The 24,705-nt window shown below is 71.7% G+C and carries 25 protein-coding genes and 1 pseudogene; 13 read left to right on the top strand and 13 right to left on the bottom strand.

Annotation, left to right across the window (positions count from 1 at the left end; all coding sequences use genetic code 11):
* Nucleotides 1-10 precede the first annotated feature (10 nt).
* From ACH4C6_RS02060 to ACH4C6_RS02070, 3 genes are all read left to right on the top strand, one after another.
* Complete coding sequence (locus tag ACH4C6_RS02060; RefSeq protein ID WP_398106599.1) at nucleotides 11-952, top strand: amino acid ABC transporter permease; 942 nt, start codon at nucleotides 11-13, stop codon at nucleotides 950-952.
* On the top strand, nucleotides 949-1,710 hold the full coding sequence (locus ACH4C6_RS02065; RefSeq protein ID WP_398106600.1) for an amino acid ABC transporter ATP-binding protein: 762 nt from the start codon (nucleotides 949-951) through the stop codon (nucleotides 1,708-1,710). The genes ACH4C6_RS02060 and ACH4C6_RS02065 overlap by 4 nt, the downstream gene beginning before the upstream one ends.
* A gap of 179 nt (nucleotides 1,711-1,889) precedes the next feature.
* Nucleotides 1,890-2,549, top strand: a complete 660-nt coding sequence (locus tag ACH4C6_RS02070) for a CGNR zinc finger domain-containing protein (protein ID WP_398106601.1) — start codon at nucleotides 1,890-1,892, stop codon at nucleotides 2,547-2,549.
* 65 nt (nucleotides 2,550-2,614) lie between these two features.
* On the opposite strand, the pseudogene sodX reads toward ACH4C6_RS02070, so the two are convergent.
* Nucleotides 2,615-2,866, bottom strand: a pseudogene (sodX, locus tag ACH4C6_RS02075) (nickel-type superoxide dismutase maturation protease); the annotation flags it as partial.
* A gap of 146 nt (nucleotides 2,867-3,012) precedes the next feature.
* On the opposite strand from sodX, the gene sodN reads away from it, so the two are divergent.
* Nucleotides 3,013-3,408 (top strand): superoxide dismutase, Ni, encoded by a 396-nt coding sequence (gene sodN / locus ACH4C6_RS02080; protein ID WP_004983535.1) that lies wholly within the window; start codon nucleotides 3,013-3,015, stop codon nucleotides 3,406-3,408.
* A 298-nt stretch (nucleotides 3,409-3,706) separates the two neighbouring features.
* Here the strand turns inward: sodN and ACH4C6_RS02085 are convergent, their stop codons facing one another.
* On the bottom strand, nucleotides 3,707-4,861 hold the full coding sequence (locus ACH4C6_RS02085) for an anion permease (RefSeq protein WP_398106602.1): 1,155 nt from the start codon (nucleotides 4,859-4,861) through the stop codon (nucleotides 3,707-3,709).
* A 102-nt stretch (nucleotides 4,862-4,963) separates the two neighbouring features.
* Here ACH4C6_RS02085 and ACH4C6_RS02090 point away from each other — a divergent pair, with 102 nt between their 5' ends.
* Nucleotides 4,964-5,716, top strand: coding sequence for a VOC family protein (locus ACH4C6_RS02090; RefSeq protein ID WP_398106603.1), 753 nt, complete (start codon nucleotides 4,964-4,966; stop codon nucleotides 5,714-5,716).
* Nucleotides 5,717-5,718: 2 nt separating this feature from the next.
* Here ACH4C6_RS02090 and ACH4C6_RS02095 read toward each other — a convergent pair whose 3' ends face one another.
* The 4 genes from ACH4C6_RS02095 to ACH4C6_RS02110 form a co-directional block, all read right to left on the bottom strand.
* Nucleotides 5,719-5,949 (bottom strand): hypothetical protein, encoded by a 231-nt coding sequence (locus tag ACH4C6_RS02095; protein ID WP_398106604.1) that lies wholly within the window; start codon nucleotides 5,947-5,949, stop codon nucleotides 5,719-5,721.
* A 548-nt stretch (nucleotides 5,950-6,497) separates the two neighbouring features.
* A complete protein-coding gene (locus ACH4C6_RS02100) occupies nucleotides 6,498-7,112 on the bottom strand; it encodes a GNAT family N-acetyltransferase (protein WP_398106605.1) in 615 nt (204 codons plus the stop codon).
* A 317-nt stretch (nucleotides 7,113-7,429) separates the two neighbouring features.
* A complete protein-coding gene (locus tag ACH4C6_RS02105) occupies nucleotides 7,430-8,599 on the bottom strand; it encodes a family 2 encapsulin nanocompartment cargo protein polyprenyl transferase (protein WP_398106606.1) in 1,170 nt (389 codons plus the stop codon).
* A gap of 111 nt (nucleotides 8,600-8,710) precedes the next feature.
* Nucleotides 8,711-10,117, bottom strand: a complete 1,407-nt coding sequence (locus ACH4C6_RS02110) for a family 2B encapsulin nanocompartment shell protein (protein WP_398106607.1) — start codon at nucleotides 10,115-10,117, stop codon at nucleotides 8,711-8,713.
* Between the two features lie 276 nt (nucleotides 10,118-10,393).
* On the opposite strand from ACH4C6_RS02110, the gene ACH4C6_RS02115 reads away from it, so the two are divergent.
* On the top strand, nucleotides 10,394-11,302 hold the full coding sequence (locus tag ACH4C6_RS02115; RefSeq protein ID WP_398106608.1) for a 1-aminocyclopropane-1-carboxylate deaminase/D-cysteine desulfhydrase: 909 nt from the start codon (nucleotides 10,394-10,396) through the stop codon (nucleotides 11,300-11,302).
* 73 nt (nucleotides 11,303-11,375) lie between these two features.
* Here ACH4C6_RS02115 and ACH4C6_RS02120 read toward each other — a convergent pair whose 3' ends face one another.
* Nucleotides 11,376-12,974 carry a Na+/H+ antiporter gene (locus tag ACH4C6_RS02120; protein ID WP_398106609.1) on the bottom strand — a complete coding sequence of 533 codons (1,599 nt, stop codon included), beginning with the start codon at nucleotides 12,972-12,974 and terminating at the stop codon, nucleotides 11,376-11,378.
* A gap of 61 nt (nucleotides 12,975-13,035) precedes the next feature.
* Here ACH4C6_RS02120 and ACH4C6_RS02125 point away from each other — a divergent pair, with 61 nt between their 5' ends.
* From ACH4C6_RS02125 to ACH4C6_RS02135, 3 genes are all read left to right on the top strand, one after another.
* Nucleotides 13,036-13,296: a UBP-type zinc finger domain-containing protein gene (locus ACH4C6_RS02125; RefSeq protein ID WP_369193758.1), complete on the top strand. Its 261-nt coding sequence runs from the start codon at nucleotides 13,036-13,038 to the stop codon at nucleotides 13,294-13,296.
* Between the two features lie 262 nt (nucleotides 13,297-13,558).
* Complete coding sequence (locus ACH4C6_RS02130) at nucleotides 13,559-13,972, top strand: anti-sigma regulatory factor (RefSeq protein ID WP_361198141.1); 414 nt, start codon at nucleotides 13,559-13,561, stop codon at nucleotides 13,970-13,972.
* A gap of 17 nt (nucleotides 13,973-13,989) precedes the next feature.
* On the top strand, nucleotides 13,990-15,126 hold the full coding sequence (locus ACH4C6_RS02135) for a SigB/SigF/SigG family RNA polymerase sigma factor (RefSeq protein ID WP_398107111.1): 1,137 nt from the start codon (nucleotides 13,990-13,992) through the stop codon (nucleotides 15,124-15,126).
* A gap of 3 nt (nucleotides 15,127-15,129) precedes the next feature.
* On the opposite strand, the gene ACH4C6_RS02140 is transcribed toward ACH4C6_RS02135, so the two are convergent.
* Nucleotides 15,130-15,573 carry a hypothetical protein gene (locus ACH4C6_RS02140; protein ID WP_398106610.1) on the bottom strand — a complete coding sequence of 148 codons (444 nt, stop codon included), beginning with the start codon at nucleotides 15,571-15,573 and terminating at the stop codon, nucleotides 15,130-15,132.
* A gap of 116 nt (nucleotides 15,574-15,689) precedes the next feature.
* Between ACH4C6_RS02140 and ACH4C6_RS02145 the strand changes: the two genes are divergently transcribed.
* Entirely contained in the window at nucleotides 15,690-16,658 is a 969-nt protein-coding gene (locus ACH4C6_RS02145) for a diacylglycerol/lipid kinase family protein (RefSeq protein ID WP_398106611.1), read from the top strand.
* 321 nt (nucleotides 16,659-16,979) lie between these two features.
* Nucleotides 16,980-17,237, top strand: coding sequence for a WhiB family transcriptional regulator (locus ACH4C6_RS02150; protein ID WP_003992873.1), 258 nt, complete (start codon nucleotides 16,980-16,982; stop codon nucleotides 17,235-17,237).
* A 289-nt stretch (nucleotides 17,238-17,526) separates the two neighbouring features.
* On the opposite strand, the gene ACH4C6_RS02155 is transcribed toward ACH4C6_RS02150, so the two are convergent.
* Together ACH4C6_RS02155 and ACH4C6_RS02160 are read right to left on the bottom strand one after the other, a co-directional pair.
* Nucleotides 17,527-18,993 (bottom strand): sensor histidine kinase, encoded by a 1,467-nt coding sequence (locus ACH4C6_RS02155; protein ID WP_398107112.1) that lies wholly within the window; start codon nucleotides 18,991-18,993, stop codon nucleotides 17,527-17,529.
* A gap of 355 nt (nucleotides 18,994-19,348) precedes the next feature.
* A complete protein-coding gene (locus tag ACH4C6_RS02160) occupies nucleotides 19,349-20,056 on the bottom strand; it encodes a TetR/AcrR family transcriptional regulator (RefSeq protein ID WP_398106612.1) in 708 nt (235 codons plus the stop codon).
* 87 nt (nucleotides 20,057-20,143) lie between these two features.
* On the opposite strand from ACH4C6_RS02160, the gene ACH4C6_RS02165 reads away from it, so the two are divergent.
* The gene (locus tag ACH4C6_RS02165) at nucleotides 20,144-20,893 is read left to right on the top strand and encodes an SDR family NAD(P)-dependent oxidoreductase (RefSeq protein WP_398106613.1); all 750 of its coding nucleotides are present in this window, start codon (nucleotides 20,144-20,146) and stop codon (nucleotides 20,891-20,893) included.
* A gap of 261 nt (nucleotides 20,894-21,154) precedes the next feature.
* A complete protein-coding gene (nagB, locus tag ACH4C6_RS02170) occupies nucleotides 21,155-21,940 on the top strand; it encodes a glucosamine-6-phosphate deaminase (RefSeq protein WP_398106614.1) in 786 nt (261 codons plus the stop codon).
* 356 nt (nucleotides 21,941-22,296) lie between these two features.
* Here nagB and ACH4C6_RS02175 read toward each other — a convergent pair whose 3' ends face one another.
* The 3 genes from ACH4C6_RS02175 to ACH4C6_RS02185 form a co-directional block, all read right to left on the bottom strand.
* Nucleotides 22,297-22,842, bottom strand: coding sequence for a hypothetical protein (locus tag ACH4C6_RS02175; protein WP_398106615.1), 546 nt, complete (start codon nucleotides 22,840-22,842; stop codon nucleotides 22,297-22,299).
* On the bottom strand, nucleotides 22,839-23,087 hold the full coding sequence (locus ACH4C6_RS02180; RefSeq protein ID WP_398106616.1) for a helix-turn-helix transcriptional regulator: 249 nt from the start codon (nucleotides 23,085-23,087) through the stop codon (nucleotides 22,839-22,841). The genes ACH4C6_RS02175 and ACH4C6_RS02180 overlap by 4 nt, the downstream gene beginning before the upstream one ends.
* A gap of 73 nt (nucleotides 23,088-23,160) precedes the next feature.
* The gene (locus tag ACH4C6_RS02185; RefSeq protein ID WP_398106617.1) at nucleotides 23,161-24,699 is read right to left on the bottom strand and encodes a glycoside hydrolase family 3 protein; all 1,539 of its coding nucleotides are present in this window, start codon (nucleotides 24,697-24,699) and stop codon (nucleotides 23,161-23,163) included.
* Nucleotides 24,700-24,705 lie beyond the last annotated feature (6 nt).

Consider the following 24,705-nt stretch of genomic DNA (forward strand, 5'->3'; position numbering starts at 1 on the left):
GGCACTACCCGTGACTGTTGACATCGAGAAGACGGCGGGCGACACGCCCCCGGCCGGACCGGAGGCCATCAAGGCCATCCCGGTCCGGCACTACGGCCGGTACGTCTCCGCCGTCGTCGCCGTCGCCCTGCTGGGCGGCATCGTCTACGCGTTCTCCCAGGGCAAGATCAACTGGGGCGCGATCCCGGACTACTTCTTCGACGACCGCATCCTCGACGGCGTCGGCAAGACGCTGCTGCTGACCGTGCTGTCCATGGCGATCGGCATCGTCGGCGGCGTCCTGCTCGCCGTGATGCGCCTGTCGAAGAACCCGGTGACCTCGTCGATCGCGTGGTTCTACATCTGGTTCTTCCGCGGCACCCCGGTCCTGGTCCAGCTGATCGTCTGGTTCAACCTGGGCCTGGTCTTCGAGTACATCAACCTCGGGCCGTTCTACAAGGACGAGTGGTCGGACTTCATGACCCCGTTCCTGACGGCGCTGCTGGGCCTCGGCCTGAACGAGGCCGCCTACATGGCGGAGATCTGCCGGGCCGGCCTGCTCTCGGTCGACGAGGGCCAGACCGAGGCGTCCCACGCGCTCGGCATGAGCCACTCCAAGACGCTGCGCCGGATCGTCATCCCGCAGGCGATGCGCGTGATCGTGCCGCCGACGGGCAACGAGGTCATCAACATGCTGAAGACGACCTCGCTGGTCTCGGTCGTCCAGTATCCCGAGTTGCTGCGCGCAGCCCAGGACATCGGCCAGACCTCCGGCGCACCCGCCGAGATGCTCTTCCTGGCCGCGGCCTGGTACCTGCTGCTGACCTCGATCTTCAGCGTCGGCCAGTACTACCTGGAGCGCTACTACGCCCGCGGTTCGAGCCGGTCGCTCCCGGCGACGCCGTTCCAGAAGATCAAGGCCAACGTGCTGTCCCTGTCCAACCGCTCGTCGACGACGGGAGGCACCGCATGACCGCCATGGTGAAGGCCGAGGGCGTCCACAAGTCCTTCGGTCCGGTCGAGGTGCTCAAGGGCATCGACCTGGAGGTGAAGTCCGGCGAGGTGTTCTGCCTCATCGGCCCCTCCGGCTCCGGCAAGTCGACCTTCCTGAGGTGCATCAACCACCTGGAGAAGATCAACGCCGGCCGCCTCTACGTCGACGGTGAGCTGGTGGGCTACCGCCAGAAGGGCGACAAGCTCTACGAGCTGAAGGACAGCGAGGTCGCGCTGAAGCGCCGGGACATCGGCATGGTCTTCCAGCGCTTCAACCTGTTCCCGCACATGACGGCCGTGGAGAACGTCATGGAGGCACCGGTCCAGGTCAAGGGCGCCAACAAGGGCCAGGCCCGGCAGCGTGCGCTGGAACTGCTGGACCGGGTGGGCCTGGCCGACAAGGCGGGCAACTACCCCTCCCAGCTCTCCGGCGGCCAGCAGCAGCGCGTCGCGATCGCGCGGGCCCTGGCCATGGACCCGAAGCTGATGCTGTTCGACGAGCCGACCTCGGCGCTGGACCCGGAGCTGGTGGGTGACGTCCTGGACGTCATGCGCGACCTCGCCGAGTCCGGCATGACGATGGTCGTCGTCACCCACGAGATGGGCTTCGCCCGCGAGGTGGGCGACAGCCTGGTCTTCATGGACGGTGGCGTGGTGGTCGAGTCCGGCCACCCGCGCGAGGTGCTGACCAACCCGCAGCACGAGCGGACGAAGTCCTTCCTGTCCAAGGTGCTCTGACCCCGGACACGGCGAAGGGGCGGTACGGAGTCTCCGTACCGCCCCTTCGCACGTCCCGGTCCGGCCCGGCGGCGAGTGTCCGAGACGCCGTCGAGCCCCTCCCTCGTAATACCCTGGAAGCTCCATCAGCTCTTACCCGTGCACGCTCCCGACGATGAAGCCCTGCGTGAGGACTACAAGTGGAACTGGCCTATTACTCGGACTACGCCGTGCGCCTCGTCAACACCGAGGAGCCGGTCCGGGGCAAGGACGCCCTGACGTCGGTCGAGGCCGTTCGCGACCTGTTCGGCACCAGCCGGTCCGCGGCCCGTCGTGCCACGGAGGCGGACGTGACGCGGTTCCGCTCCATCCGGGCCCGGCTGCGCGCGGTCTTCGAGGCGGCCGACGCCGGCGACGAGACGCTCGCCGTCGACCTGCTCAACTCCCTGCTGCTGGAGTTCCCGGTCAGCCCCCAGATCTCCGGGCACGACGTCCGCGACGACGACGGGCGCCCCCTGTGGCACATGCACCTGGCGGACCACCCGTCCAACGCGACGGCCGGCTACGCGGCGATCGCCGCGATGGGCCTGGCGTTCCACCTCACCGAGTACGGCGTGGACCGCCTCGGCCTGTGCGAGGCCGCCCCCTGCCGCAACGCCTACCTGGACACCTCCACCAACCGCTCCCGGCGCTACTGCTCGGACCGCTGCGCGACCCGGGCCAACGTGGCGGCCTACCGGGCCCGCAAGCGCCTGGAGACGGCCAGGCCCGGCCTGCCCGAGACGACGGGCCTGGCGGCGGACAGCACCCAGCCGAGCAGCGCCCAGGGCCTGCGCCGGCCGGACCTGAGCGGCCGGTAGCGGAACCGGACCCGGCCCAGCACCAGCTCGTCGGGCACCACGCCGTAGTCGGTGCTGTCGCCGCCGGCGTGGGCGTTGTCGCCGAGCACCCACCAGCCGTCGCCGCGGCGCCCGGCGGCCCGCTTCACCACGAGCAGGTCCTGCTGGAAGGGGTGCCGCAGCACGACGACGTCACCGGTCCGGATCCGGGCACCGTAGTGCACCAGGAGCCGGTCGCCGTGGTACAGCGTGGGCACCATGGAGGGACCCGTGACCTCGGCGACCCCGAAGGGCGGGGCCGGCCTTCCCCGCTCGGACTCCTGCGACAGCTCCGGCATCACCCGGCACCTCCCCGGTTCTTTCCTCCACCAGTCTCAGTCTCACCCCGGACTTTTGTCCTAAGCCCAAGGGGGCACTCGCGAAAACCCCTCCGTCACGGAGTAATGTCCCCTGTGAGAAGACGATCACGAGGAAGGAATGCTCCATGCTTTCCCGCCTGTTTGCACCCAAGGTCAAGGTCAGCGCGCACTGCGACCTTCCCTGCGGTGTCTACGACCCCGCCCAGGCCCGCATCGAGGCGGAGTCGGTCAAGGCCGTCCAGGAGAAGATGGCCGGAAACGACGACCCGCACTTCCAGGCCCGCGCCACCGTCATCAAGGAGCAGCGCGCGGAGCTTGCCAAGCACCACGTCTCGGTGCTCTGGAGCGACTACTTCAAGCCCCCGCACTTCGAGAAGTACCCGGAGCTGCACCAGCTGGTCAACGACACCCTGAAGGCCCTCTCGGCCGCCAAGGCGTCGACCGACCCGGCCACCGGCCAGAAGGCGCTGGACTACATCGCCCAGATCGACAAGATCTTCTGGGAGACCAAGAAGGCTTGATCGCCACCTGCGGCGAAGGGGCCCGGCCGGATCGGCGGCCGGGCCCCTTCGCTGTGCGTACGGTTTGATGTGCGGCTTGACGGGCGGCCTACGCACGGCGTGACGTGCGGTCTCACGTGCGGTTTGTCCTACGGCCTGCCGTGCGGTTCCACGACGGCCTGACCTGCGGCGTGATGTGCGGCCTCATACACGGCCTGACGTGCGGCCTCACGTGCGGCTTGGCCTCGGCCTGGCGTGCGGCCTCACGCCCGGCCTGACCTGCGGCCTCACGCACGGCTTAGCGTGCGCTTACGCCGCCTCACGCGGCGGAGCCGGCCTTCGCCGGCCGGTCGCCGCGGAGCGGGACCTCGTGCGCGTCGTTGACGTTGTGGGCGTTGACCGGGCTGCGGCGCGCGACCAGCACCATGCCGGCGGCGACAGCGGCGCCGGTGAGTCCCACGACGGCCGTACCGATGTCGCCGCCGAAGCCGACGACGGCGGCCGCCAGGCCGCCGATCAGCGCGGCCGCGGGCAGGGTGATCGCCCAGGCGACCACCATGCGTCCCGCCACGCCCCAGCGGACCTCCGCGACCCGGCGGCCCAGCCCCGCGCCGAGGATGCTGCCCGACGCGACCTGCGTGGTGGACAGGGCGAAGCCGAGGTGGGCGGAGGTGAGGATGACGGCCGTGGAGGCGGTCTCCGCCGCGAAGCCCTGGGGCGAGCGGATGTCCGCCAGGCCCTGGCCCATCGTGCGGATGATCCGCCAGCCGCCGAGGTAGGTGCCCAGCCCCATGGCCAGCCCCGCGGAGGCGACCACCCACAGGGGCGGCCCGGCGTCGGCGCCGAGCGCCCCGGCCGAGATGAGGGTGAGGGTGATGACGCCCATGGTCTTCTGCGCGTCGTTCGTGCCGTGGGCGAGGGAGACCAGCGAGGCGGAGGCGACCTGGCCGACGCGGAAACCCCTGGCCACCGTCTCCGGGCGGGCCCGGCGGGTGAGCCGGTAGGCGAGGCCGGTGGCCAGCAGCGCCGCGACCCCGGCCACCAGCGGTGAGGCCACCGCCGGCACCAGGACCTTCTCGACGACCTTGCCGACGTGCACCCCCTGGCTGCCCGCTCCTGCCCACACCGCCCCGATCAGCCCGCCGAAAAGGGCGTGGGAAGAGCTGGACGGCAGCCCGAGGAGCCAGGTCAGCAGGTTCCACAGGATCGCACCGACCAGCCCCGCGAAGATCATGCCGGGGGTGACGAGGCCGTCGTCCACGATGCCGTCCGAGATGGTCCGGGCGACCTCGGTGGACAGGAACGCACCGGCGACGTTGAGGACACCGCTGAGCAGGACCGCCGTCCGGGGAGCGAGCGCGCCGGTGGCGATGGAGGTGGCCATCGCGTTCGCCGTGTCGTGGAATCCGTTGGTGAAGTCGAAGACGAGTGCCGTGATGATCACGGCCGCCACGAGGAACGTGATGTGGTCCATCGCAGCATGCAAACAAGTCCGGGCCGGGGGGCGGGACCGGCGAGGCGGAGCAGACGCAAGGTTCACGCAGGTGGCCGTGGCGGGCCCTCTACGATCGCGCCCATGACGATCCGTTGGACCTACGCCTTCATCGACCGCCCCCGCTCCGGCTTCCGCGCCGCCTGTGACTTCTGGACGGCGGCCACGGACACCCGGCTGTCCGAACTGCGCGGCGAGCACAAGGAGTTCGTGACCCTGCTCCCGGAGGATGCCGACGCGTACGTGAAGGCGCAGGCGGTGGAGTCGGGGCCGGGCGGCGCGCATCTCGACTTCTGCGTGGACGACGTGGCTCAGTTCGCCTCCGCGGCGGTGCGGCTCGGCGCGAGCGTGGTGACGGACCTCGGGTCGCTCGTCGTACTGCGCTCACCAGGCGGCCAGTTGTTCTGCGCGGACCCGTGGCGCGGCCAGGCGTCACGGCCGGACGTGGTGCAGGGGAGCCGGCTCGACCAGGTGTGCCTGGACGTCCCGCCGTCTTCGTACGGCACCGAAGTCGCCTTCTGGAGCACGCTGCTGGCCAGCTGGGACACGCGGCCGGGGTCCCTCCCCGAGTTCCATGTGGTCCAGCCGCCGTCCGGCCTGCCGGTCCGTCTGCTGCTCCAGCGCCTCGACGAGGAGCGGCCGGTCTCCGCGCACCTCGACCTGGCCTGCGCGGACCCGGCCACGACCCGGGCGCGGCACGAAGCCCTCGGGGCGGTCTTCGTGTCGGGCTTCTCCGGCTGGACGGTGATGCGCGACCCGGCGGGCGGCCTGTACTGCCTGACGTCCCGCGATCCGGCGACGGGCGCAGTGCGCTCCCGGTCCCCGCGGACGGCCTGACGTCAGCGCGGGTCGGCGTACGCGCAGGTGGCGGGCCGACCCGCGTCGGGCGTCGGGCAGGGCGGCAGGTCGTAGGTCTCCCCGGGTTCGGTGTTCTGCCAGACGTACGGCCCTGCGGGCTCCGACGAGTCCCGTATCCACAGGGTCAGCGCACCCGCCGCGGCCACGAGCAGCACCCACACGATCACCACCGCGCGCCGCGCACGGCGGCGATGCTCCCCCCGCAAGCCCATGGGTCACACGCTAGGCCTCCGCGTCGCGCCCGGCCAGGCGGGCCAGAGACGGGCTGCCCGGCCTTTGCGGCCCTGCTCAGGGGCGCCGTGTGACGGCTTCCTCCGATACCGGCCGGGGTGGGGCGGCGCCGGGCGGGGCGGTCTCCGGCAGTGCCGTCGCCGTGGCTGTGGGGGCCTCGGCCTGCTGTTGCTCCGCCGCGGTGCGGGCGCTGTCGGCGCCCTCGGTCTCCCGCGCTCCGCAGTCCGGGTTGTGGCAGGGGCCCGCCACCCACCGCGGGACCCATGTGCCCAGCGTCTTGTGCCGCCGGACGACCGTTTCCACTGGCTGTCCGCAAGTGGGACAGACGTGCTCGTCGCTGCTGCCCATGTCCTCAGCGTAGGCCGGTCCGGGCCACCCCGCTCACCGCCGTACGCGGGCGCCCGGCGACTCGCGGCTCCGGGCTCGGACACCAGCGCGCCGGGGCACTGCGCGGGACTCGCACGGGGCCTGCGCAGGGCGGGGGCGGCCCGGACGTCACCGGGTCGGCGGACAGGCCCTGGCCGGGTGCCTAGACCGTGTGCGACGCCGGCTCGCGCCACATCGGCCACATCTCCGGGCCGTCGGGCAGGTGCAGGGCGGGGCCGCAGGGCTCGAACCCGAGGCGCTCGTACAGTTTGCGGCTGCGCGCGCTGCTCGCCTCCAGGTACGCCGCGGTCCCCTCGCGGTCGCACCGGTCGAGGACCGTCTCGATGAGCGCCGTGCCGAGCCCCTCGCCCTGGCGGCCCGGGGCGACGCCGATCATCCACAGGTACTCGTGGGCCCGCCCCGAGGGGTGGATGCCCGCGGTGAGCCGGCCGATGAGCTCGATGCGCTCGTTGCCGGGGTCGACGGCCTCCCGCACCTGGGCCGGGCCCTCGTCCTCGGCGTCGTCGTCCTGATGGGGATCGCCGGCGGGCAGGGACAGCCACAGCGCACAGGCCGAGCCGTCCTCCGTGACGTCGATGCGGCCGGCCTCGAACACGATGTCGGTGAAGGCGGCCATGAGCCCGGGGTGGTGCACGCGACGGTCCTGCGCGTCGGGGAAGACCCAGCCGCTCACGGGGTCGTCCTGGAACGCCTCGTCGAGCAGACGGACGATCAGGTCCCTGTCCCCTTCGTCCGCCGTCCGGATCGCCACACCCATGCTCCGCCCCTTCGCTCGTCCGATCGGCGTTGATCGTAGGGGCGTTGAGGGTGGCCCGGACGAACCGCGAGCCAGCTTGGCGCAAATCAGTCGAACGCGCGCCCTGTCTCGCGTACGTGACACGCGTAAGGGGCGGGCCCCGCACACCGTGGGGCAGTGCGGGACCCGCCGGCCGGAGGCCGGTGACCGTGCGGGGTCAGGAGCCGCACGGCCCCGGCGCTCCGGGGTCATGCCCTTCGGTCGCCCGAAGGGCCGTCAGTGCTGCCGGCGGCCGGCCCCCCGACCGCCGAACGGTGACCGCCAACGGGTGCCGGCCGTCAACTGCTGCGCCGCGTCACGAACTCGGCGAGGGCAAGCAGTCCGCCCGCCGACTCCGGGTCCGGCACCGCCCGGGAGAGCTGCTGCATCGCCCGGGCCATCCGGTCCGCCGCCTGGATCTGTGCCCAGTCCCGGCCCCCCGCACGCTCCACGGCCGTGGCGATGTGGTCGAGGTCCTCCTTCTCGCCGGGCCGTGCGTACAGTTCGGCCAGTTCCGCCGCCTCCGGAGTGCCGGAGACCAACGCCGCGACGACGGGCAGGGATTTCTTGCGGACGGCAAGATCCGCGCCGGCGGGCTTGCCGGTACGGCGCGGATCACCCCATATGCCGATGATGTCGTCGATGAGCTGGAAGGCGAGCCCGGCCTCCCGGCCGAACGCGTCCAGCGCCGCCACCTCGTCGTCCGAGGCACCCGCGTACAGACCGCCGATCGCGCAGGCGCTGCCGAGCAGTGCGCCCGTCTTGGCCTCCGCCATGGCGAGCACCTCGTCGAGCGTCACCTCGCCCGGGGCGCAGTGCTCCAGGGCCGTGTCCGCGTGCTGGCCCCCGCACAGTTCGATCACGCAGTCCGCGAGTCGCGCGGTCGCTGCCCGGGACACCGGACGCGGGTCCTCGGCCAGCAGCCTCAGCGCCAGCGCCTGCAGGGCGTCACCGGCGAGGATCGCGTCCGCGTCACCGAACACGGTCCAGGCGGTGGCCCGGTGGCGGCGGGTGGCGTCCCGGTCCATCACATCGTCGTGCAGCAGCGAGAAGTTGTGGACCAGCTCCACCGCCGCGGCCGCCGTGGCCGCTGCCGCCCGGGCCTCGGGACCGCCGAGGGCGGACGCCGCGGCGAGGACCAGAGCGGGACGGATGGCCTTGCCCGAGCCGCCGTCGGCGGGGCTGCCGTCGGCCTGCTCCCAGCCGAAGTGGTAGAGCGCGACCCGGCGCATCGACGGGGGCAGGGTGCCGAGGGCGCACCGCAGCACCGGGTCGACCTCCGCGCGGGCCCGCTCCAGGAGCGTCACCGCCTCGTGCCCCTCGGCCGGTTCGGTCCGGCCGTCCCGCTGCGTCCCGATCGGCCTGCGTTTTTCCGGCGGCCCGGCCTGGGGCCGGGACTCGGCCCCGGGCTGCCCGCCGGGGGCGGGCAGCGTCGGCTCCATCCGGGACTCCGTGAGGGAATCACCCATGGGGCCGCCTCGGCGGATGAGCGGACGGTGGCGCTTCCGCTGCCGCCGGGCGCATGCCCCGAGGGCCTGCCCGCCGCGGTGGGCGGGGACACGAGAGGCGCACCGGGAGCGTCACTGCCAGCGGCCGATCTCGACGTTCTCCAGGACGCCGAGCGCGTCCGGCACCAGGACGGCGGCCGAGTAGTAGGCCGTGACGAGGTACTTGATGATGGCCTGTTCGTTGATGCCCATGAAGCGCACGGACAGGCTCGGCTCGATCTCGTCCGGGATGCCGGAGGCCCGCAGACCGATGACGCCCTGGTCCGCCTCGCCGGTACGCAGGGCGATGATCGAGGTCGTCCGCGCCTCGGTCACCGGGATCTTGTTGCACGGGAAGATTGGCACTCCGCGCCAGGTGGGGATGCGGTTGCCGGCCATGTCGATGGTCTCGGGCACGAGGCCCCGCTTGTTGAGCTCGCGGCCGAACGCGGAGATGGCCCGCGGGTGGGCGAGGAGCAGCTTGGTTCCGCGGCGCCGGCTGAGCAGCTCGTCCAGGTCGTCCGGGCTGGGGACGCCGTCGTGCGGCTGGATCCGCTGGTCGTACTCGCAGTTGTGCAGCAGACCGAAGTCCCGGTTGTTGATGAGCTCGTGCTCCTGGCGCTCCTTGAGCGCCTCGACGGTCAGCCGGAGCTGCTGCTCGGTCTGGTTCATGGGCTGGTTGTAGAGGTCGGCCACGCGCGTGTGGATGCGCAGGACGGTCTGGGCGACGCTCAGTTCGTACTCGCGGGGCCGGGCCTCGTAGTCGACGAACGTGTGCGGGATGTCCGGCTCACCCGAGTGGCCGGCGGCGAGGTCGATCTCCTTCTCGCCGTACTTGTTGGAGCGCTGCGAGGGGATCGAGCGGACCTGCTGGAGGTGCCCGGTCAGGGTGTCCGAGCGCTCCGCGATCTGCTGGAACTCGGCACGGGGCAGGACCAGCACGGTGCAGGCGGTGAGCGCGCGGGCCGTGTACTCCCAGATCGCGTCCTCGTCGAGGAGCGCGTCGTCGCCGAAGTAGGCGCCGTCGGCGAGGATGCCGAGGGACTCGTCGTTCCCGTACGGGCCGGTGCCGACCTTCTCGACCCGGCCGTGCGCCAGCAGGTACACCTCGTCGGACGGCCCGCCGAACGACGTGATCACCTCGCCCGCCGCGAACTCCCGCTGCTCGCAGCGGCGGGCGATCTCGAAGAGGACCTCCTCGTCCTCGTAGGACCGCAGTGCCGGCAGCTCGCCCAGCTCCGCGGGGATGATCTCGACACGGTCGCCGGTCTTGACGAACGTCAGCCGGCCGTCGCCCACGGCGTAGGTGAGCCGCCGGTTCACCCGGTACGTACCGCCCTTGATGTCGACCCAGGGCAGCATGCGCAGCAGCCAGCGAGAGCTGATCTCCTGCATCTGCGGCACGGACTTGGTCGTGGTGGCCAGGTTCCGCGCGGCCGCTGTGCCGAGACTCTGCTGCGGCTTGGTCTGCTCCGTGCGGACCTCTTCGCCTACCGACATAGAGAACTGCCTCCCCGGTTGTGACCGACGCCCATATGCCTCGGGCATCGCTGTGCACGGGCAAGCCTTCCTCACGCAGCGTTGTGGTGCTATTACCCGAAAGAGCGGGAATGGATCTTTGCCGCGCTGGGCAGGGGGGCCGGTTCAGGCGTCCCCGGCGTTCGAAAACACCGAACTGCAGCCCACGCGGGCGCGGACGTCGGACGGACGCCGGGCGCTCGCCGCACTCCGCCGGCGCCGGCCCGGCAACCACCGCTCCCGGGTGACAATGGCGCGGTGACCAGCCCCGACACCTCCGGCCTCGCCTCACTGCGCCCCCGGCTCCCCTCGCCGGTGCAGGAGGTCGTGGACGGCCGGTTCGGGCGGCGGGGCGTGCGGCTGCTGCTGAAGCGCGACGACCTGATCCATCCGGAACTGATCGGCAACAAGTGGCGCAAGCTGGCGCCGAACCTCGCGGCTGCCGCCGGCCGGACCGTCGTCACGTTCGGCGGTGCCTGGTCCAACCACCTGCGCGCCACGGCAGCGGCCGGCCGCCTGCTCGGCATCCCCACGGTCGGTGTCGTACGCGGCGACGAACTGGCGACCCGGCCCCTGAACCCCTCCCTGGCGCGCTGCGCGGCCGACGGGATGCGGCTGCACTTCGTCGACCGGACGACGTACCGCCGCAAGGCGGAGCCCGCCGTCCTGGCCTCCGTGCTGCGCGCGGCGGGGGCCGGGGAGGCCTGCGTCGTCCCTGAGGGCGGCAGCAACGCCGAGGCGGTGCGCGGCTGCCGGGAGCTGGGCGCCGAACTGCGCGGCGAGGCCGACGTCGTCGCCGTGGCCTGCGGAACCGGGGGCACCCTGGCGGGCCTGGCCGCCGGTCTCGCGCCCGGGCAGCGCGCCCTGGGCGTACCGGTGCTCAAGGGCGGCTTCCTGGCCGCGGAGACCGAGGCCCTGCAACGACGCGCCTTCGGCGGCCGTCGGGGCACGTGGGACCTGGACGACCGTTTTCACTTCGGCGGCTACGCGCGCGTGCCCGCCGAGCTGGAGGCGTTCGCCGTGGACTTCGAACAGCGCCACGGCCTGCCCGTCGAGCGGCTCTACGTCGCCAAGCTGCTGTACGGCCTCGTCACCCTGGTGGACGAGGGCGCCTTCCCGCTCGGGACGACGCTGGCGGCCGTGATCACGGGCCGCCCGTTCCCGTGACCCGTGACCCGAGGTCCGAGGTCCGAGGTCCGAGGTCCGGGCTTCCCGTCCCGGACCGCCCCGGGCCAGACCGTCACGCCGCCTCCCGGAAGGCCGCCGCCTCCTCCAGGTCCAGCCTGCGCAGCAGGGTCCGCAGCATCTCGTCGTCGATGTAGCGACCGTCGCGGAGCTTGACGAACACCTCGCGCTCGGCGCTGATCATCTCCCGCGACAGCCGCCGGTAGGTGTCGTCGACGGACTCCCCGGTGATCGGGTTCGCCTGCCCGAGGCGTTCCCAGACGGCGTTGCGGCGGCGTTCCAGGACCGTGCGCAGGCGTTCGGCGAGCGGGCCGGGCAGGGCGTTGCGCTCGTCGGTGAGGAGTTCGTCCAGGCGCCGCTCGGCCGCCCGGGAGGCCTGCGCCTGGGCGTTGGCCTCGGCGAGGGTCTCGGCCTGGGCGTCGCGCCCGGGGAACTTCAGCAGACGGATCAGCGGGGGCAGGGTCAGGCCCTGCACGACGAGAGTCCCGATGACGGTGGTGAAGGTCAGGAAGAGGATCAGGTTGCGCTGCGGGAAGGGCTCCTCGCCGCCGTGCAGGGTGAGCGGGATGGAGAAGGCGATGGCCAGCGACACCACGCCCCGCATCCCGGCCCAGCCGACCACGAAGGGCGCCTTCCACGTGAGTCTCTCCTCGCGTTCGCGGATCCGGGCCGACAGCAGCCGTGGCAGGAAGGCCGAGGGGTACACCCACACGAACCGGGCGGCGACCACCACCAGGAAGACCGCGACCGCGTACCAGAGGGCCTGCGAGCCCTCGTACTCCCCCAGTCCCCGCAGGACGATCGGCAGCTGGAGGCCGATCAGCGCGAACACCGCCGACTCCAGGACGAAGGCGACCATCTTCCAGACGGCGTCCTCCTGCAGGCGCGTGGCGAAGTCGACCTCCCACGCGCGGTGCCCGAGGTAGAGCGCGACGACCACGACGGCCAGCACACCGGAGGCGTGCACCTGCTCGGCGACGGCGTAGGCGACGAACGGGGTGAGCAGGGACAGGGTGTTCTGGAACAGCGCTTCCTTCACGTGCGTGCGCAGCCAGTGGATCGGCGCCATCAGCACGAGTCCGACCACGACACCGCCCACCGCGGCGAGGAGGAACTCGCCGATGCCCCCGGCCCAGGTGGCCCCCTCGCCGACGGCGGCCGCGAGGGCGACCCGGTAGGCGGTGATGGCGGTGGCGTCGTTCAGCAGGGACTCGCCCTGGAGGATCGTGGTGATCCGGGACGGCAGCCCCACCCGGCGGGCCACCGCCGTCGCCGCGACCGCGTCCGGGGGCGCGACGACCGCGCCGAACACCAGGGCGGCCGTCAGCGGCATGTCCGGAACGATCACGTACAGGGCCCAGCCGACGACGAACGTCGCGAACAGCACGTAGCCGACGGACAGCATCGCCACCGGCCGCAGCTGTGCCCGCAGGTCGAGGTAGGAGCTGTCACTGGCGGCCGTGTGCAGCAGCGGGGGCAGGATGAGCGGCAGCACGACATGGGGGTCGAGCGTGTAGTCCGGCACCCCCGGGACGTAGCTCACCGCCAGTCCGGCCGCCACCAGCAGCAGCGGCGCCGGCACCGGTGTGCGCCGCGCGGCCGCGGCGATCGCGGCACTGCCCGCCACCAGGAGCAGCAGTGGCATCACGTCCATCGTTCTCGCCCGCCCTCTTTTTCCACGCGGTCTTCGGCCCGACCGTCGTAACCTGGCAATCATGAAACAGTGCACGCACGCCGACGCGCTGCCGCACCCCGAACCGGGTCCGCTCACCGAGACCTGTCCGGAGTGCCTGGCCGAGGGCACGGATCCGGTGCAGCTGAGGCTGTGCCTCAGCTGTGGTCACGTCGGCTGCTGCGACTCCTCGCCGGGGCGGCACGCGGCGCGACACCACAAGGAGTCCGGCCATCCCGTGATGCGGACCCACGAGCCCGGGGAGGCCTGGCGGTGGTGCTTCGTCGATCATGTCCTGGTGTGACGCCGCAGGACCCCGCAGCAGGACGGTTCGACCGTCTGACGTCTGGGTACGTCAACCCGGCGCGCGCTCTTCCCATTTGGGCCCGCCCAACCCCTAGACACGGAGCGTATCCACAGGTTTACTGTGAGTGACGGCAAGGGGTTGGGGTCCCGGGGACAGGACCGTTGAGAGCGCGATAGCGTCACCGCTGAACCACGTAGCGCGTTACCCCCGGGGGGCGACCCTCGGGCCCTATAACGCTTGTACCACCATGGAGGTGAGGGTGTCCCAGATCGCAGGCGAGCCCGCGACCCAGGACTTCGTCGAAGTCCGGCTGCCGGCCGCGGGGGCCTACCTGTCGGTGCTGCGTACGGCCACGGCCGGTCTCGCGGCCCGTTTGGACTTCACCCTCGACGAGATCGAGGACCTGCGCATCGCGGTGGACGAGGCCTGCGCGATCCTGCTGCAGCAGGCCGTGCCCGGCTCGGTGCTCAGTTGCGTCTTCCGCCTCGTCGACGACTCACTCGAGGTCACCGTCTCGGCGCCGACCACGGACGGGCACGCCCCTTCACGGGACACCTTCGCCTGGACCGTCCTGTCCGCCCTCGCGGGCAAGGTCTCCTCCGCCGTGGACAAGGACAGAACCGTTTCGATCAGCCTCTACAAACAGCGCGGCGCGGGACCCGGGCCGGCGTGAGGAACGGGGACGGGCCGGTGCGGGACGAAGAGCGCAGCACACGAGAGCTGCCGGCCGAGGGCACGGGCACAGGCGGTCCGAGCGGAGCCCGGCGCATGGCAGACGGTATCGACGGCATTCCCGAGCAGGCCCGCCCGCACCCGGAGGACGACGCCGCGGGGGCCGTCCTCCCGGGCGGTGCGAGGCCGGAGCGGGACAGTGCCGTGCGGAGCGCGCCTCCGGGCGGGGAGGTCACCGCACCCCCGGCCCAGGGGGGTCCCGCCACCCATGAGGAGTCGAGGGTGGCGGAGGGGGCGAGGGCTCGGGGAAGGGCGACGGGCGGGACGATGAGCGAGCACGAGCGACACTCCGAGGACGAGACGCCGAACGCGCACCGCGCCCAGGGCGCGCACCACGCGTCCCCGGACCGCAGCGGGGCACGCGAGATGTTCCTGAAGCTGCGCACCCTGAGCAGCGGCAGCCCGGAGTACGCGGAGCTGCGCAACCAACTGGTCCGCATGCACCTGCCGCTCGTGGAGCACCTGGCCCGCCGCTTCCGCAACCGGGGCGAGCCGCTGGACGACCTCACCCAGGTCGCCACGATCGGCCTGATCAAGTCGGTCGACCGCTTCGACCCGGACCGCGGGGTGGAGTTCTCCACGTACGCGACCCCGACGGTCGTCGGAGAGATCAAGCGGCACTTCCGCGACAAGGGCTGGGCGGTGCGCGTCCCGCGCCGGCTGCAGGAACTGCGCCTGTCGCTGACGACGGCGACGGCCGAGCTCTCGCAGCTGCACGGCCGCTCCCCCACGGTCCACGAGCTCGCCGAGAAGCTGGCGATCTCGGAGGAGGAGGTCCTGGAGGGCCTGGAGTCGGCGAACGCGTACTCCACGCTGTCCCTGGACGTCCCCGACACGGACGACGAGTCGCCGGCGGTCGCGGACACCCTCGGCGCGGAGGACGAGGCGCTGGAGGGCGTCGAGTACCGGGAGTCCCTCAAGCCGCTGCTGGAGGACCTCCCACCGCGCGAGAAGCGGATCCTGCTGCTGCGCTTCTTCGGGAACATGACCCAGTCGCAGATCGCGCAGGAGGTCGGCATCTCGCAGATGCACGTCTCCCGGCTGCTGGCGCGCACCCTGGCCCAGCTGCGGGAGAAGCTCCTCGTCGAGGAGTGACCGCTACTGCTCGCCGGTGTTTCCGGGCCCGCGGATCCCGAGGGCCCGGGTGGTCTCCGGGTTCACGAGCAGCACGAGCGCCGCGACGGCGACGACCGCGAGGGCGATCCCGCCCGGGATGGCCATGCTGTCGGCCTGCAACAGGTTGTAGGCCACCGGCAGCGCCAGGAGCTGAGTGATGACGGCGGGTCCGCGGCTCCAGCTGCGGCGGGCGAGCAGTCCGCGCGCGGCGAGCAGCGGCAGCAGCGCGAGGACGACCAGGGTGATCCCACCGGTCACGGCCTGCTGCCGGTCGTCCGGGTGTCCGCTCAGGCCGAGGACGAGGATCCAGACGCCGCCGACGACCAGCGCGAGCCCCTCCAGTGCCGCCAGCAGGGCGGCGTAGGTGAGCCGCCGCGGGCGGGGGCCGGTGGTTTCCTCGGTGGTGGGGGTCTGCTCACTGCTCACCCCTGAAGGGTAGCCCTCGGCGCACGCGCCCCCCGTGGCCAGGTTCACCTCCGCTCTCTTACCTGATCCCCACCTCGGTCTGGGCCAGGTACCACCCAGTAGGTACGCTGCCAGTCATGCGTGCACTTCTCGTGGTCAATCCGGCGGCAACCACCACAAGTGCGCGCACACGCGACGTACTGATCCATGCGCTCGCCAGCGAGATGAAGCTGGAGGCGGTCACCACCGAGTACCGCGGCCACGCCCGCGACCTCGGGCGGCACGCGGCCCAGAGCGACGACATCGACCTGGTGGTGGCCCTAGGCGGCGACGGCACGGTCAACGAGGTGGTCAACGGCCTGCTGCACGCGGGCCCGAACCCCGGGCACCTGCCCGGCCTGGCCGTGGTCCCGGGCGGTTCCACGAACGTCTTCGCCCGTGCCCTGGGTCTGCCCAATGACGCGGTGGAGGCCACCGGCGTCCTGCTGGACGCGCTGCGCGAGGGCCGGGAGCGGACGGTCGGCCTCGGTCTGACCTCGGGCACGGCCGGCACGGAGGACGAGTCGGTGCCGTCTCGCTGGTTCACCTTCAACGCCGGGCTCGGATTCGACGCCGGCGTGGTGGGGCGGGTGGAGCAGCACCGCGAACGGGGCCGCAAGTCCACGCACGCGCTGTACGTACGCCAGGTGGTGCGCCAGCTCCTCGGCGAGCCGAACCGCCGGCACGGCACGATCACACTGGAGCGGGCGGGCGAGGAACCGATCACCGATCTGGTCCTGTCCATAGCCTCGAACACCTCGCCCTGGACGTTTCTGGGGAATCGCCCGATCTACGCGGCACCTAAGGCCTCGTTCGATACCGGCCTCGACGTCTTCGCTCTCAGCCGCCTCTCCACCGCGGCGGTTGCCCGGTATGGCACCCAGTTGCTCACTTCGTCCCCCGAGCGCGGCCCCCATGGGAAGCACGCCACTTCGCTGCACGACTTGACACAGTTCACCTTGCATTCGAAGGTCCCGCTCCCCCTCCAGATGGACGGCGACCACCTGGGGCTGCGAACCAGCGTGACGTTCACAGGCGTACGCCGTGCACTGCGTGTGATTGTGTGAGCAGAACTGGCTAAAGTCCTTTCACTCGAACGTTTAGGCCAGGATCCACCCCATGGAAGTACGGCTGTGACCTAGTCGACACCGAAGAATCAAAAAAAACTTTCCGGAAGGGGTTGTATCCGCCGCTGAGGTTTGCGAGTCTCTACGTGGCGATCGGGACGGCCCGCAGGATCGGCCTCCACTGATCACCAGAACCCCTCATCAACTCACAGGACCTACGTCAGGGAACCTGGCGGTCGGCCCTTCACTTGTTGGGGGATTCGTGAAAGCGTTCACATTCACAAGCACACCTGCACGTAATACCAAGGAGAGGTAGCAGCCATGGACTGGCGTCACAACGCCGTTTGCCGCGAGGAAGACCCCGAGCTCTTCTTCCCCATCGGCAACACCGGTCCTGCGCTGCTGCAGATCGAGGAAGCCAAGGCCGTCTGCCGTCGCTGCCCGGTGATCGAGCAGTGTCTGCAGTGGGCGCTCGAGTCCGGCCAGGACTCCGGCGTCTGGGGTGGTCTCAGCGAGGACGAGCGCCGCGCGATGAAGCGCCGCGCCGCTCGCAACCGGGCTCGTCAGGCTTCTGCCTGACAACCCACCCCTGCTGACAGCCTGAGCTTGGCGGCGCGTACACCGCGTACGCATCTCCCGCCCCCGAGCCGCAGCGCGCAGTTCCCCCGATGCGCTTAGTCAAGCGACAACGAGCTTTAGCCCCGGGCCAGTTGACGGCCCGGGGCTCAATGCTTTTCCGGGCCGTTCCGTAAGTCGCGGCGCCCTTCTTCCTTATGGAACCAACGCAACTGCGGTAACCCTTCCGGGAATTGGCGGCTGGCTCCTCCGGGCGGCGGCGGCGCGCTTCGCCGAAAGGTGACCGCCGCCCCTACTTCTCGCCGCGCACCGGGATGTCCAGGATCACCCGGGTCCCGTGCTGCGGGGCCGGGACCATGTCGAAGGTGCCGCCCAGTTCGCCCTCCACCAGCGTGCGCACGATCTGCAGGCCCAGATTGCCGGCCGTGTGCGGATCGAAGCCCTCCGGGAGCCCGACCCCGTCGTCCTGGACCGTGACCAGCAGACGGGCTTCCTTGGTGGTGCCGCCGCGGACCGCCGACACCTCGACCGTGCCGGTGTCGCCCTCGCGGAAACCGTGCTCCAGCGCGTTCTGCAACACCTCGGTCAGGACCATGGACAGCGGCGTGGCGACCTCGGCGTCGAGGATGCCGAAGCGGCCGGTGCGCCGGCCGGTGACCTTGCCGGGCGAGATCTCCGCCACCATGGCGAGGACCCGGTCGGCGATGTCGTCGAACTCCACGCGCTCGTCCAGGTTCTGGGACAGCGTCTCGTGCACGATCGCGATCGACCCGACGCGCCGCACCGCCTCCTCCAGGGCTTCCCGCCCACCGTCGGACTCGATGCGCCGGGCCTGGAGGCGCAGCAGGGCGGCGACGGTCTGGAGGTTGTTCTTGACCCGGTGGTGGATCTCCCGGATGGTCGCGTCCTTGGTGATCAGCTCGCGTTCGCGCCGGCGCAGTTCGGTGACGTCGCGCAGGAGGACGAGGGAACCGATGCGGGTGCCCTTGGGCTTGAGGGGGATCGCGCGGAACTGGATGACCCCGTCGCTGGCCTCGATCTCGAACTCGCGCGGCGCCCAGCCGCTGGCGACCTTGGCCAGAGCCTCGTCCACCGGGCCCCGGGTCGGGGCGAGTTCGGCGGTCGTGCGGCCGAGGTGCTGGCCGACGAGGTCGGAGGCGAGGCCGAGCCGGTGGTAGGCGGACAGCGCGTTCGGGGAGGCGTACTGGACGAGGCCGTCGGCGTCGAGACGGATCAGGCCGTCGCCCACGCGGGGCGAGGCGTCCATGTCGAGCTGCTGGTTCGCGAACGGGAAGGAACCCGCCGCGATCATCTGCGCGAGGTCGGAGGCGCTCTGCAGGTAGGTCAGTTCGAGGCGGCTCGGGGTGCGCACGGTCAGCAGGTTGGTGTTGCGGGCGATGACCCCGAGGACGCGGCCCTCCCGCCGCACGGGGATCGACTCGACCCGGACGGGGACCTCCTCGCGCCACTCCGGGTCGCCTTCCCGCACGATGCGGCCCTCGTCGAGGGCGGCGTCCAGCATGGGGCGGCGGCCGCGCGGGACGAGGTGGCCGACCATGTCGTCCTGGTAGGAGGTCGGTCCGGTGTTGGGCCGCATCTGGGCGACCGACACGTACCGGGTGCCGTCGCTGGTGGGGACCCACAGGACCAGGTCGGCGAAGGAGAGGTCGGAGAGCAGCTGCCACTCCGAGACCAGCAGATGGAGCCACTCGAGATCGGTGTCGTCGAGTGCGGTGTGCTGGCGTACGAGTTCGTTCATGGAGGGCACGTGTGCGAGCGTACCCGGGGGTTTGTACGGCACTGAAACACCCGCGGGCCGCGGCGCCTGGGAGGGACCCTCAACCCTCCCGGCACCGCAGCCCGGAGCAGTATCGGCCGTGGGGTGTGCGGTCCCGGTCGGCCGAAGGATGAGGAGCCGGGGCAGTCAGGGCAGAGAGCCTCGGATCCTCGATCCGCCTTCCTGTGCGGGGAAGACGGAAGCTGGCTGCGCGCTGTGACACGCGTTCTCGTCACGCATTGTGGACTAGACCACTCGCGGGTGTCCATGCGTGCGAGGCTGTTCGTTGCTGTCTTTTTCTCCGACATGCCGGGCGCACCGGCGCCCAGCAGGCAGCCTAACCCGTGTGGGTTCCTGTGCGGGGCCAGACGGTCATGGCAATTTCCGCGACGGCTTCCAGTTCCTCCCGGCTCGCCCCGTCCCGCGCCTGTTGTGACATGCCCTGGATCATGGCGCCGGTGTGGCGGGCCAGGGCGGCGGCGTCGGTGTCCGCGGGCAGCACACCGGCGGCGACATCGGCGCTGATGCGGCGCTCGAAAGCGGCGATGTTGGCGTTGCGGCGCTCGCGCAGCGACTGCTCGACCTCGGGGGTGGAGCAGTTGGCGGCGGCGTGGACCACGAGACAGCCGTGCGGATGGCCCGGTTCCGTGTACGCGGTGGCGGCCTCGCGCAGCGTGCGCCCGGCGGCGGCGCGAGCGGTCGGCTCCTCGGCGAGTGCCCGGTCGGCGAAGGAGCCGTAGCGCACGCCGTAGACCTGGACGACCTCGTCGAAGAGGGAGCGCTTGTCGCCGAAGGCCGCGTAGAGGCTCGGCGCGCCGATGTCCATGACGCGGGTGAGGTCGGAGACGGAGGTGGCTTCGTAGCCGTGCTCCCAGAAGGCCAGGAGAGCCTTCTCCAGCGCGGTTTCGCGGTCGAAGGAGCGGGGGCGCCCGCGCGGCTTGCCCTTCTTGCGTCCGCCGGCGGCGGCACCCGTCACCGGCGCCACCGGCTTCTTCGACTCAGTCGACCCCTGTGGCGAGGTCTGGTCGTTCACCATGGCGTGCATTTTATAGCGGGCACTAGAGAAATGTCAGCGGGCTGTTGTACGGTCATTTCTGTATCGATCGCTAGGGAATTATGGAGGGGGAGCGTCATGGGTGTGCTCACGGGCAGGACGGCACTCGTCACGGGGGCGAGCAGGGGGATCGGTCGCGGCATCGCCGAGCGGTTGGCGCGCGACGGGGCGCGCGTGGCGGTGCACTACGGCAGGAGCGAAGCGGCGGCCAAGGAGACGGTCGCGGCGATCGAGAAGGAGGGCGGCTCGGCGTTCGCACTGGGCGTGGAGCTGGGGGTCCCGGGGGACGCCGAGGCGCTGTGGGAGGAGTTCGACCGGCATGCGGACGGCCTGGACATCCTGGTGAACAACGCGGGGATCGGTGGCACCCGCCCCATCGAGCAGTTGGCGGAGCGGGAGTTCGACGCGGTGTTCGCGGTGAACGTGAAAGCGCCGTTCTTCATCCTCAAGCACGGCATGCCCCGGCTGCGGGACGGCGGCCGCGTCGTCAACATCTCGTCGGGGCTGGCACGGACGGCCGTGATGCCGGACAACATGGCGTACGCCATGACCAAGGGCGCGCTGGACATCCTCTCCCGTGACCTGTCCAAGGTGCTGGGCCCCCGGGGCATCACGGTGAACTCGGTGGCGCCGGGGATCATCGACACCGACAACACGGCCCCGCTGCTGAGCAGCCCCGGCGGCCGGCGGCAGGCCGAGGCGATATCGGCGCTGAGCGGCGTGGGCGAGCCGGCCGAGGTGGCGGACGTGGTGGCGTTCCTGGTCTCGGACGCCGGGCGCTGGGTGACGGGGAGCTGGGTGGATGTGACAGGGGGGTCACTGACGTAGCTGGGGAGGAGGGTGCATGACGGCTGGTGGACGCACCTCGGCCGGTGGACGCGCCACGGCCGGCGGGGGCGCCGCCCACTCCACCGCCGGAGCCGTTCCCCGGCCGGCCACCTGCCCTGCACCCGGCGGCCGCCTCACCGCGCAGGGGCGTCCGCCACCCTGGGAGGGAGGCTCTCGCTCTGTTAGATTGGTCTAAACCACACGACCCTCCCCCGGGGTCCCCTCCCAGTCGAGCATCCCTCTCAGATCGGCAGGCCCAGCGTGGAAGTTGTCATCGTCCCGGACGCCAGGGCGGGCGGCGAGCTCATCGCCGAGGCCATGGCGCAGCTGCTCCGGCGCAAGCCCGACGCCCTGCTGGGCGTGGCCACCGGCTCGACGCCGTTGCCCGTGTACGAGGCGCTGGCCGGCAAGGTGCGCTCCGGTGCCGTGGACGTGACCCGGGCGCGCATCGCCCAGCTCGACGAGTACGTGGGGCTGCCCGCCGACCACCCGGAGTCCTACCGGTCGGTGCTGCGACGCGAGGTGCTGGAGCCGCTGGGGATCGGCATGGAGCAGTTCACGGGTCCGGACGGTACGGCAGAGGACGTGCAGGGGGCGTGCGAGGCCTACGACAGGGCGCTCTCCGAGGCCGGGGGTGTGGACCTCCAGTTGCTGGGGATCGGGACCGACGGGCACATAGGGTTCAACGAGCCGTGCTCCTCGCTGGCCTCCCGGACGCGCATCAAGACACTGACCGAGCAGACCCGGATCGACAACGCGCGCTTCTTCGACGGGGACATCGACCAGGTCCCGCACCACGTGATCACGCAGGGCATCGGCACGATCCTGGAGGCCAGGCACCTGGTCCTGCTGGCGACGGGTGAGGGCAAGGCCGACGCGGTGGCGGCGACGGTGGAGGGGCCGGTGGCGGCCGTGTGCCCCGCGTCCGCGCTGCAGCTCCACCCGCACGCGACGGTGGTCGTCGACGAGGCCGCGGCGTCGAAGCTGAAGCTGGCGGACTACTTCCGCCATACGTACGCCAACAAGCCGGAGTGGCAGGGCATCTGAGGCGCCGGGCCTGACCGCTGGCAGGGCAAGGGTCGGCCATGCCGGCTGACCGACGGCGGATCTCTCAGCCGGATAGCCTCCGGAGGCCGAGTGGGCCCGGAGGCCGAGTGGGGCCCGGGGGGCCACCCGGAGCGGCCGGTGCGGCCGCCACCCCGGGGCGGCGACGGGCGTCTCGACTTGACGCCGGGCACCTCAGGGCGGCCCCGGGGCGCCTCCGAGGAGCCATTCCTCAGAACTCGGCGCGGTCACCGTTCCTCAGGACATGGCGCGGTCACCGTTCCTCAGAACTCGGCGCGGCTCCCACTGGCAAACGCCCCGCCTCGGCTGCCACTGCCGCCCACCCACCGCCACATAACTCAGGCGTGCGCCACCTCGTCGTCGCCCGGCTCGTCCTGCGCGCGCCAGCCGGCCACCCACAGGGGCATCAGCCAGTGCACGACGAGAACGGTGATGAGCAGGGGCGCGGCGTAGGCCTTGGGGGCGTCGCCGTCGAGGCCGCCGCTGATCAGGAGGGCTGCCGCACCGGCGAGCAGGAGCAGGGTCGTCGCCCGGTGGGCCAGGGCCAGGACCCGAGTGCGCTCGGCGGACTGGCGCTCGTCGAGAGCGCGTTCGCGCAGTTCCAGCAGGCCCCGGGTGGCGGCGTTGATCACGCCGGTGGCGACCATCCAGGGGAGGAACAACACCGCCGTCACGGCCACCGTCCACAGGGGCTCGCCCTCGACGAGGAAGAAGACGGTCAGCAGCCCGCCGATGGCCGCGGTCAGGGTGATGTGCGCGGCGACGGCCAGGCGGCGGCGCGCCGCGGTGGCGTACCAGGCCGCTCCGCGGCGGTCGTTCATCAGCCGCAGCATCGTCCGGTCGTAGCGGGTCAGGCGTGTCGTCGTGATCGCCGGTTCCGTCATGGCTGCTTCCTCCCGTAGACCTCGTCCGTGAGCGGCCGGAACGGTTCGAGGGAGAACAGGGCCTCGACCGGGAGACCGAAGAACGCGGAGATCTTCAGCGCCAGGTCGAGGCTCGGGTTGTACTGGCCCCGCTCGATGTAGCCGATGGTCTGGTAGTGGGCTCCCACTGCCTCGGCCAGGCTCTGGCGCGACACCTTCCGTTCGGCGCGCACCACGGCCAACCTGTTGTGCACCTGCTCGCTCATGTATAAGAAGTACTACATCAGTCAGCAGCCCTGCAACCATTCGGCCCGGCGCCGCCACTCCCCCGGAGCGGGCCTAGTGGCTCGTGGCCCCGGCGATCACCTCGGCCGCCGCCCGGCCGCAGACGCGGGCCGCGCCGTGGGTGGCGATGTGCAGGGCGCCGCGCGGGGCGGCCTGCGGGACGCCCATCTCGACGACGACGGTGTCGGGGCGGGCCGACAGCAGGACGTCGAGGGCGCCGGCCATCCAGGGATGGCGGTGCTCGTCGCGCACGACGGCGACGATGCGGCGCGTCCCGGCGGCCTGGACGGCGGCCCGGCCCGCGTGATGCCCGGCCTCTCCCCCGTCGGCGTCCTCGGCGGTGAAGCTGCCGGTGACGGTGCCGGGCAGGAGGTGGATCAGTTCGGCGGCGACGCCCCACGGCGTCTCGTCGCCGACGGCGATGTTGGCGACGGGGGTGAAGGCGGCGACGTAGGGGGGTTCGGTGAGCGGTTCGAAGGTCGCGGGGTCGCCGAGACCGGGCGCGGCGGTCACCGTCAGGGCGCGGCGGGCGGCGTGCAGGCCGACCTCGGTGCCGTGGGCGCTGTCGGGTGAGCGGTCGGCCGTGCCGGTCCATTGGGCCAGGGCGCGGACGCGTTCGGCCGCGTCGGCCAGGCGTTCCTCGGGGAGTTCGCCGGTGCGCACGGCCGAGACCAGGGCGTCGCGCAGCCGCAGCACGGTGGCGTCGTCGGCCAGTCCGCCGCCGACGCAGATCGCGTCGGCGCCCGCGGTGATGGCGAGGACGCTGCCGCGTTCGATGCCGTAGGTGCCGGCGATGGCCCGCATCTCCATGCCGTCGGTGACGATCAGGCCGTCGTAGCCGAGTTCGCCGCGGAGCAGGCCGGTGAGGATGCGGTGGGAGAGGGTGGCCGGACGTTCGGGGTCCAGGGCGGGGACGAGGATGTGGGCGCTCATGACGGCGCGGCTGCCGGCGGCGATGGCGGCCCGGAAGGGGGCCAGTTCGCGTTCGGCCAGGACCTCGGCGGAGACGTCGATGCGGGGCAGGGCGTGGTGGGAGTCGACGGCGGTGTCGCCGTGGCCCGGGAAGTGCTTGGTGCAGGCGGCGACGCCGGCGGACTGGAGGCCGGTGACGTAGGCGGCGGTGTGCCGGGCGGCCAGGGCCGTGTCGGCGCCGAAGGAGCGGACGCCGATGACGGGGTTGCGGGGGTCGGAGTTGACGTCGGCGGAGGGTGCCCAGTTGAGGTTGACGCCGCAGGCGGCGAGGCGGCGGCCCAGTTCGTGGGCGACCTGCCGGGTCAGCTCCACGTCGTCGACCGCGCCGAGGGCGTGGTTGCCGGGGAAGGAGGAGCCGTTGCGCACCTCCAGCCGGGTCACGTCACCGCCCTCCTCGTCGATGGCGACGAGGACGTCGTCGCGCTCGGCCCGCAGCTGGGCAGTGAGGGCGGCGAGTTGGCCGGGTGAGGCGATGTTGCGGCCGAAGAGCCCGACGGAGGCGAGCCCTTCACCGAGCCGGCGCAGCAGCCAGTCGGGGGCGGTGGTACCGGTGAAGCCGGGCTGGAGCACGGTCAGGGCGTCGCGGGTGAGCGTGTCGGTGCCGCTGGCGAGTGTCGTCATCGGGTG

This window comes from Streptomyces sp. NPDC017943 (assembly GCF_044328425.1).
GTDB lineage: Bacteria > Actinomycetota > Actinomycetes > Streptomycetales > Streptomycetaceae > Streptomyces > Streptomyces djakartensis_A.

What these genes read in the sequence shown, in the direction of transcription:
- ACH4C6_RS02065 (WP_398106600.1), top strand. Translation starts at nt 949, where the DNA reads ATGACCGCCATGGTGAAGGCCGAGGGCGTCCACAAGTCCTTCGGTCCG.
- sodN (WP_004983535.1), top strand. Translation starts at nt 3,013, where the DNA reads ATGCTTTCCCGCCTGTTTGCACCCAAGGTCAAGGTCAGCGCGCACTGC.
- ACH4C6_RS02085 (WP_398106602.1), bottom strand. Translation starts at nt 4,861, where the DNA reads ATGGACCACATCACGTTCCTCGTGGCGGCCGTGATCATCACGGCACTC.
- ACH4C6_RS02090 (WP_398106603.1), top strand. Translation starts at nt 4,964, where the DNA reads ATGACGATCCGTTGGACCTACGCCTTCATCGACCGCCCCCGCTCCGGC.
- ACH4C6_RS02095 (WP_398106604.1), bottom strand. Translation starts at nt 5,949, where the DNA reads ATGGGCTTGCGGGGGGAGCATCGCCGCCGTGCGCGGCGCGCGGTGGTG.
- ACH4C6_RS02100 (WP_398106605.1), bottom strand. Translation starts at nt 7,112, where the DNA reads ATGGGTGTGGCGATCCGGACGGCGGACGAAGGGGACAGGGACCTGATC.
- ACH4C6_RS02105 (WP_398106606.1), bottom strand. Translation starts at nt 8,599, where the DNA reads ATGGGTGATTCCCTCACGGAGTCCCGGATGGAGCCGACGCTGCCCGCC.
- ACH4C6_RS02110 (WP_398106607.1), bottom strand. Translation starts at nt 10,117, where the DNA reads ATGTCGGTAGGCGAAGAGGTCCGCACGGAGCAGACCAAGCCGCAGCAG.
- ACH4C6_RS02120 (WP_398106609.1), bottom strand. Translation starts at nt 12,974, where the DNA reads ATGGACGTGATGCCACTGCTGCTCCTGGTGGCGGGCAGTGCCGCGATC.
- ACH4C6_RS02125 (WP_369193758.1), top strand. Translation starts at nt 13,036, where the DNA reads ATGAAACAGTGCACGCACGCCGACGCGCTGCCGCACCCCGAACCGGGT.
- ACH4C6_RS02145 (WP_398106611.1), top strand. Translation starts at nt 15,690, where the DNA reads ATGCGTGCACTTCTCGTGGTCAATCCGGCGGCAACCACCACAAGTGCG.
- ACH4C6_RS02150 (WP_003992873.1), top strand. Translation starts at nt 16,980, where the DNA reads ATGGACTGGCGTCACAACGCCGTTTGCCGCGAGGAAGACCCCGAGCTC.
- ACH4C6_RS02155 (WP_398107112.1), bottom strand. Translation starts at nt 18,993, where the DNA reads ATGAACGAACTCGTACGCCAGCACACCGCACTCGACGACACCGATCTC.
- ACH4C6_RS02160 (WP_398106612.1), bottom strand. Translation starts at nt 20,056, where the DNA reads ATGCACGCCATGGTGAACGACCAGACCTCGCCACAGGGGTCGACTGAG.
- ACH4C6_RS02165 (WP_398106613.1), top strand. Translation starts at nt 20,144, where the DNA reads ATGGGTGTGCTCACGGGCAGGACGGCACTCGTCACGGGGGCGAGCAGG.
- ACH4C6_RS02175 (WP_398106615.1), bottom strand. Translation starts at nt 22,842, where the DNA reads ATGACGGAACCGGCGATCACGACGACACGCCTGACCCGCTACGACCGG.
- ACH4C6_RS02180 (WP_398106616.1), bottom strand. Translation starts at nt 23,087, where the DNA reads ATGAGCGAGCAGGTGCACAACAGGTTGGCCGTGGTGCGCGCCGAACGG.
- ACH4C6_RS02185 (WP_398106617.1), bottom strand. Translation starts at nt 24,699, where the DNA reads ATGACGACACTCGCCAGCGGCACCGACACGCTCACCCGCGACGCCCTG.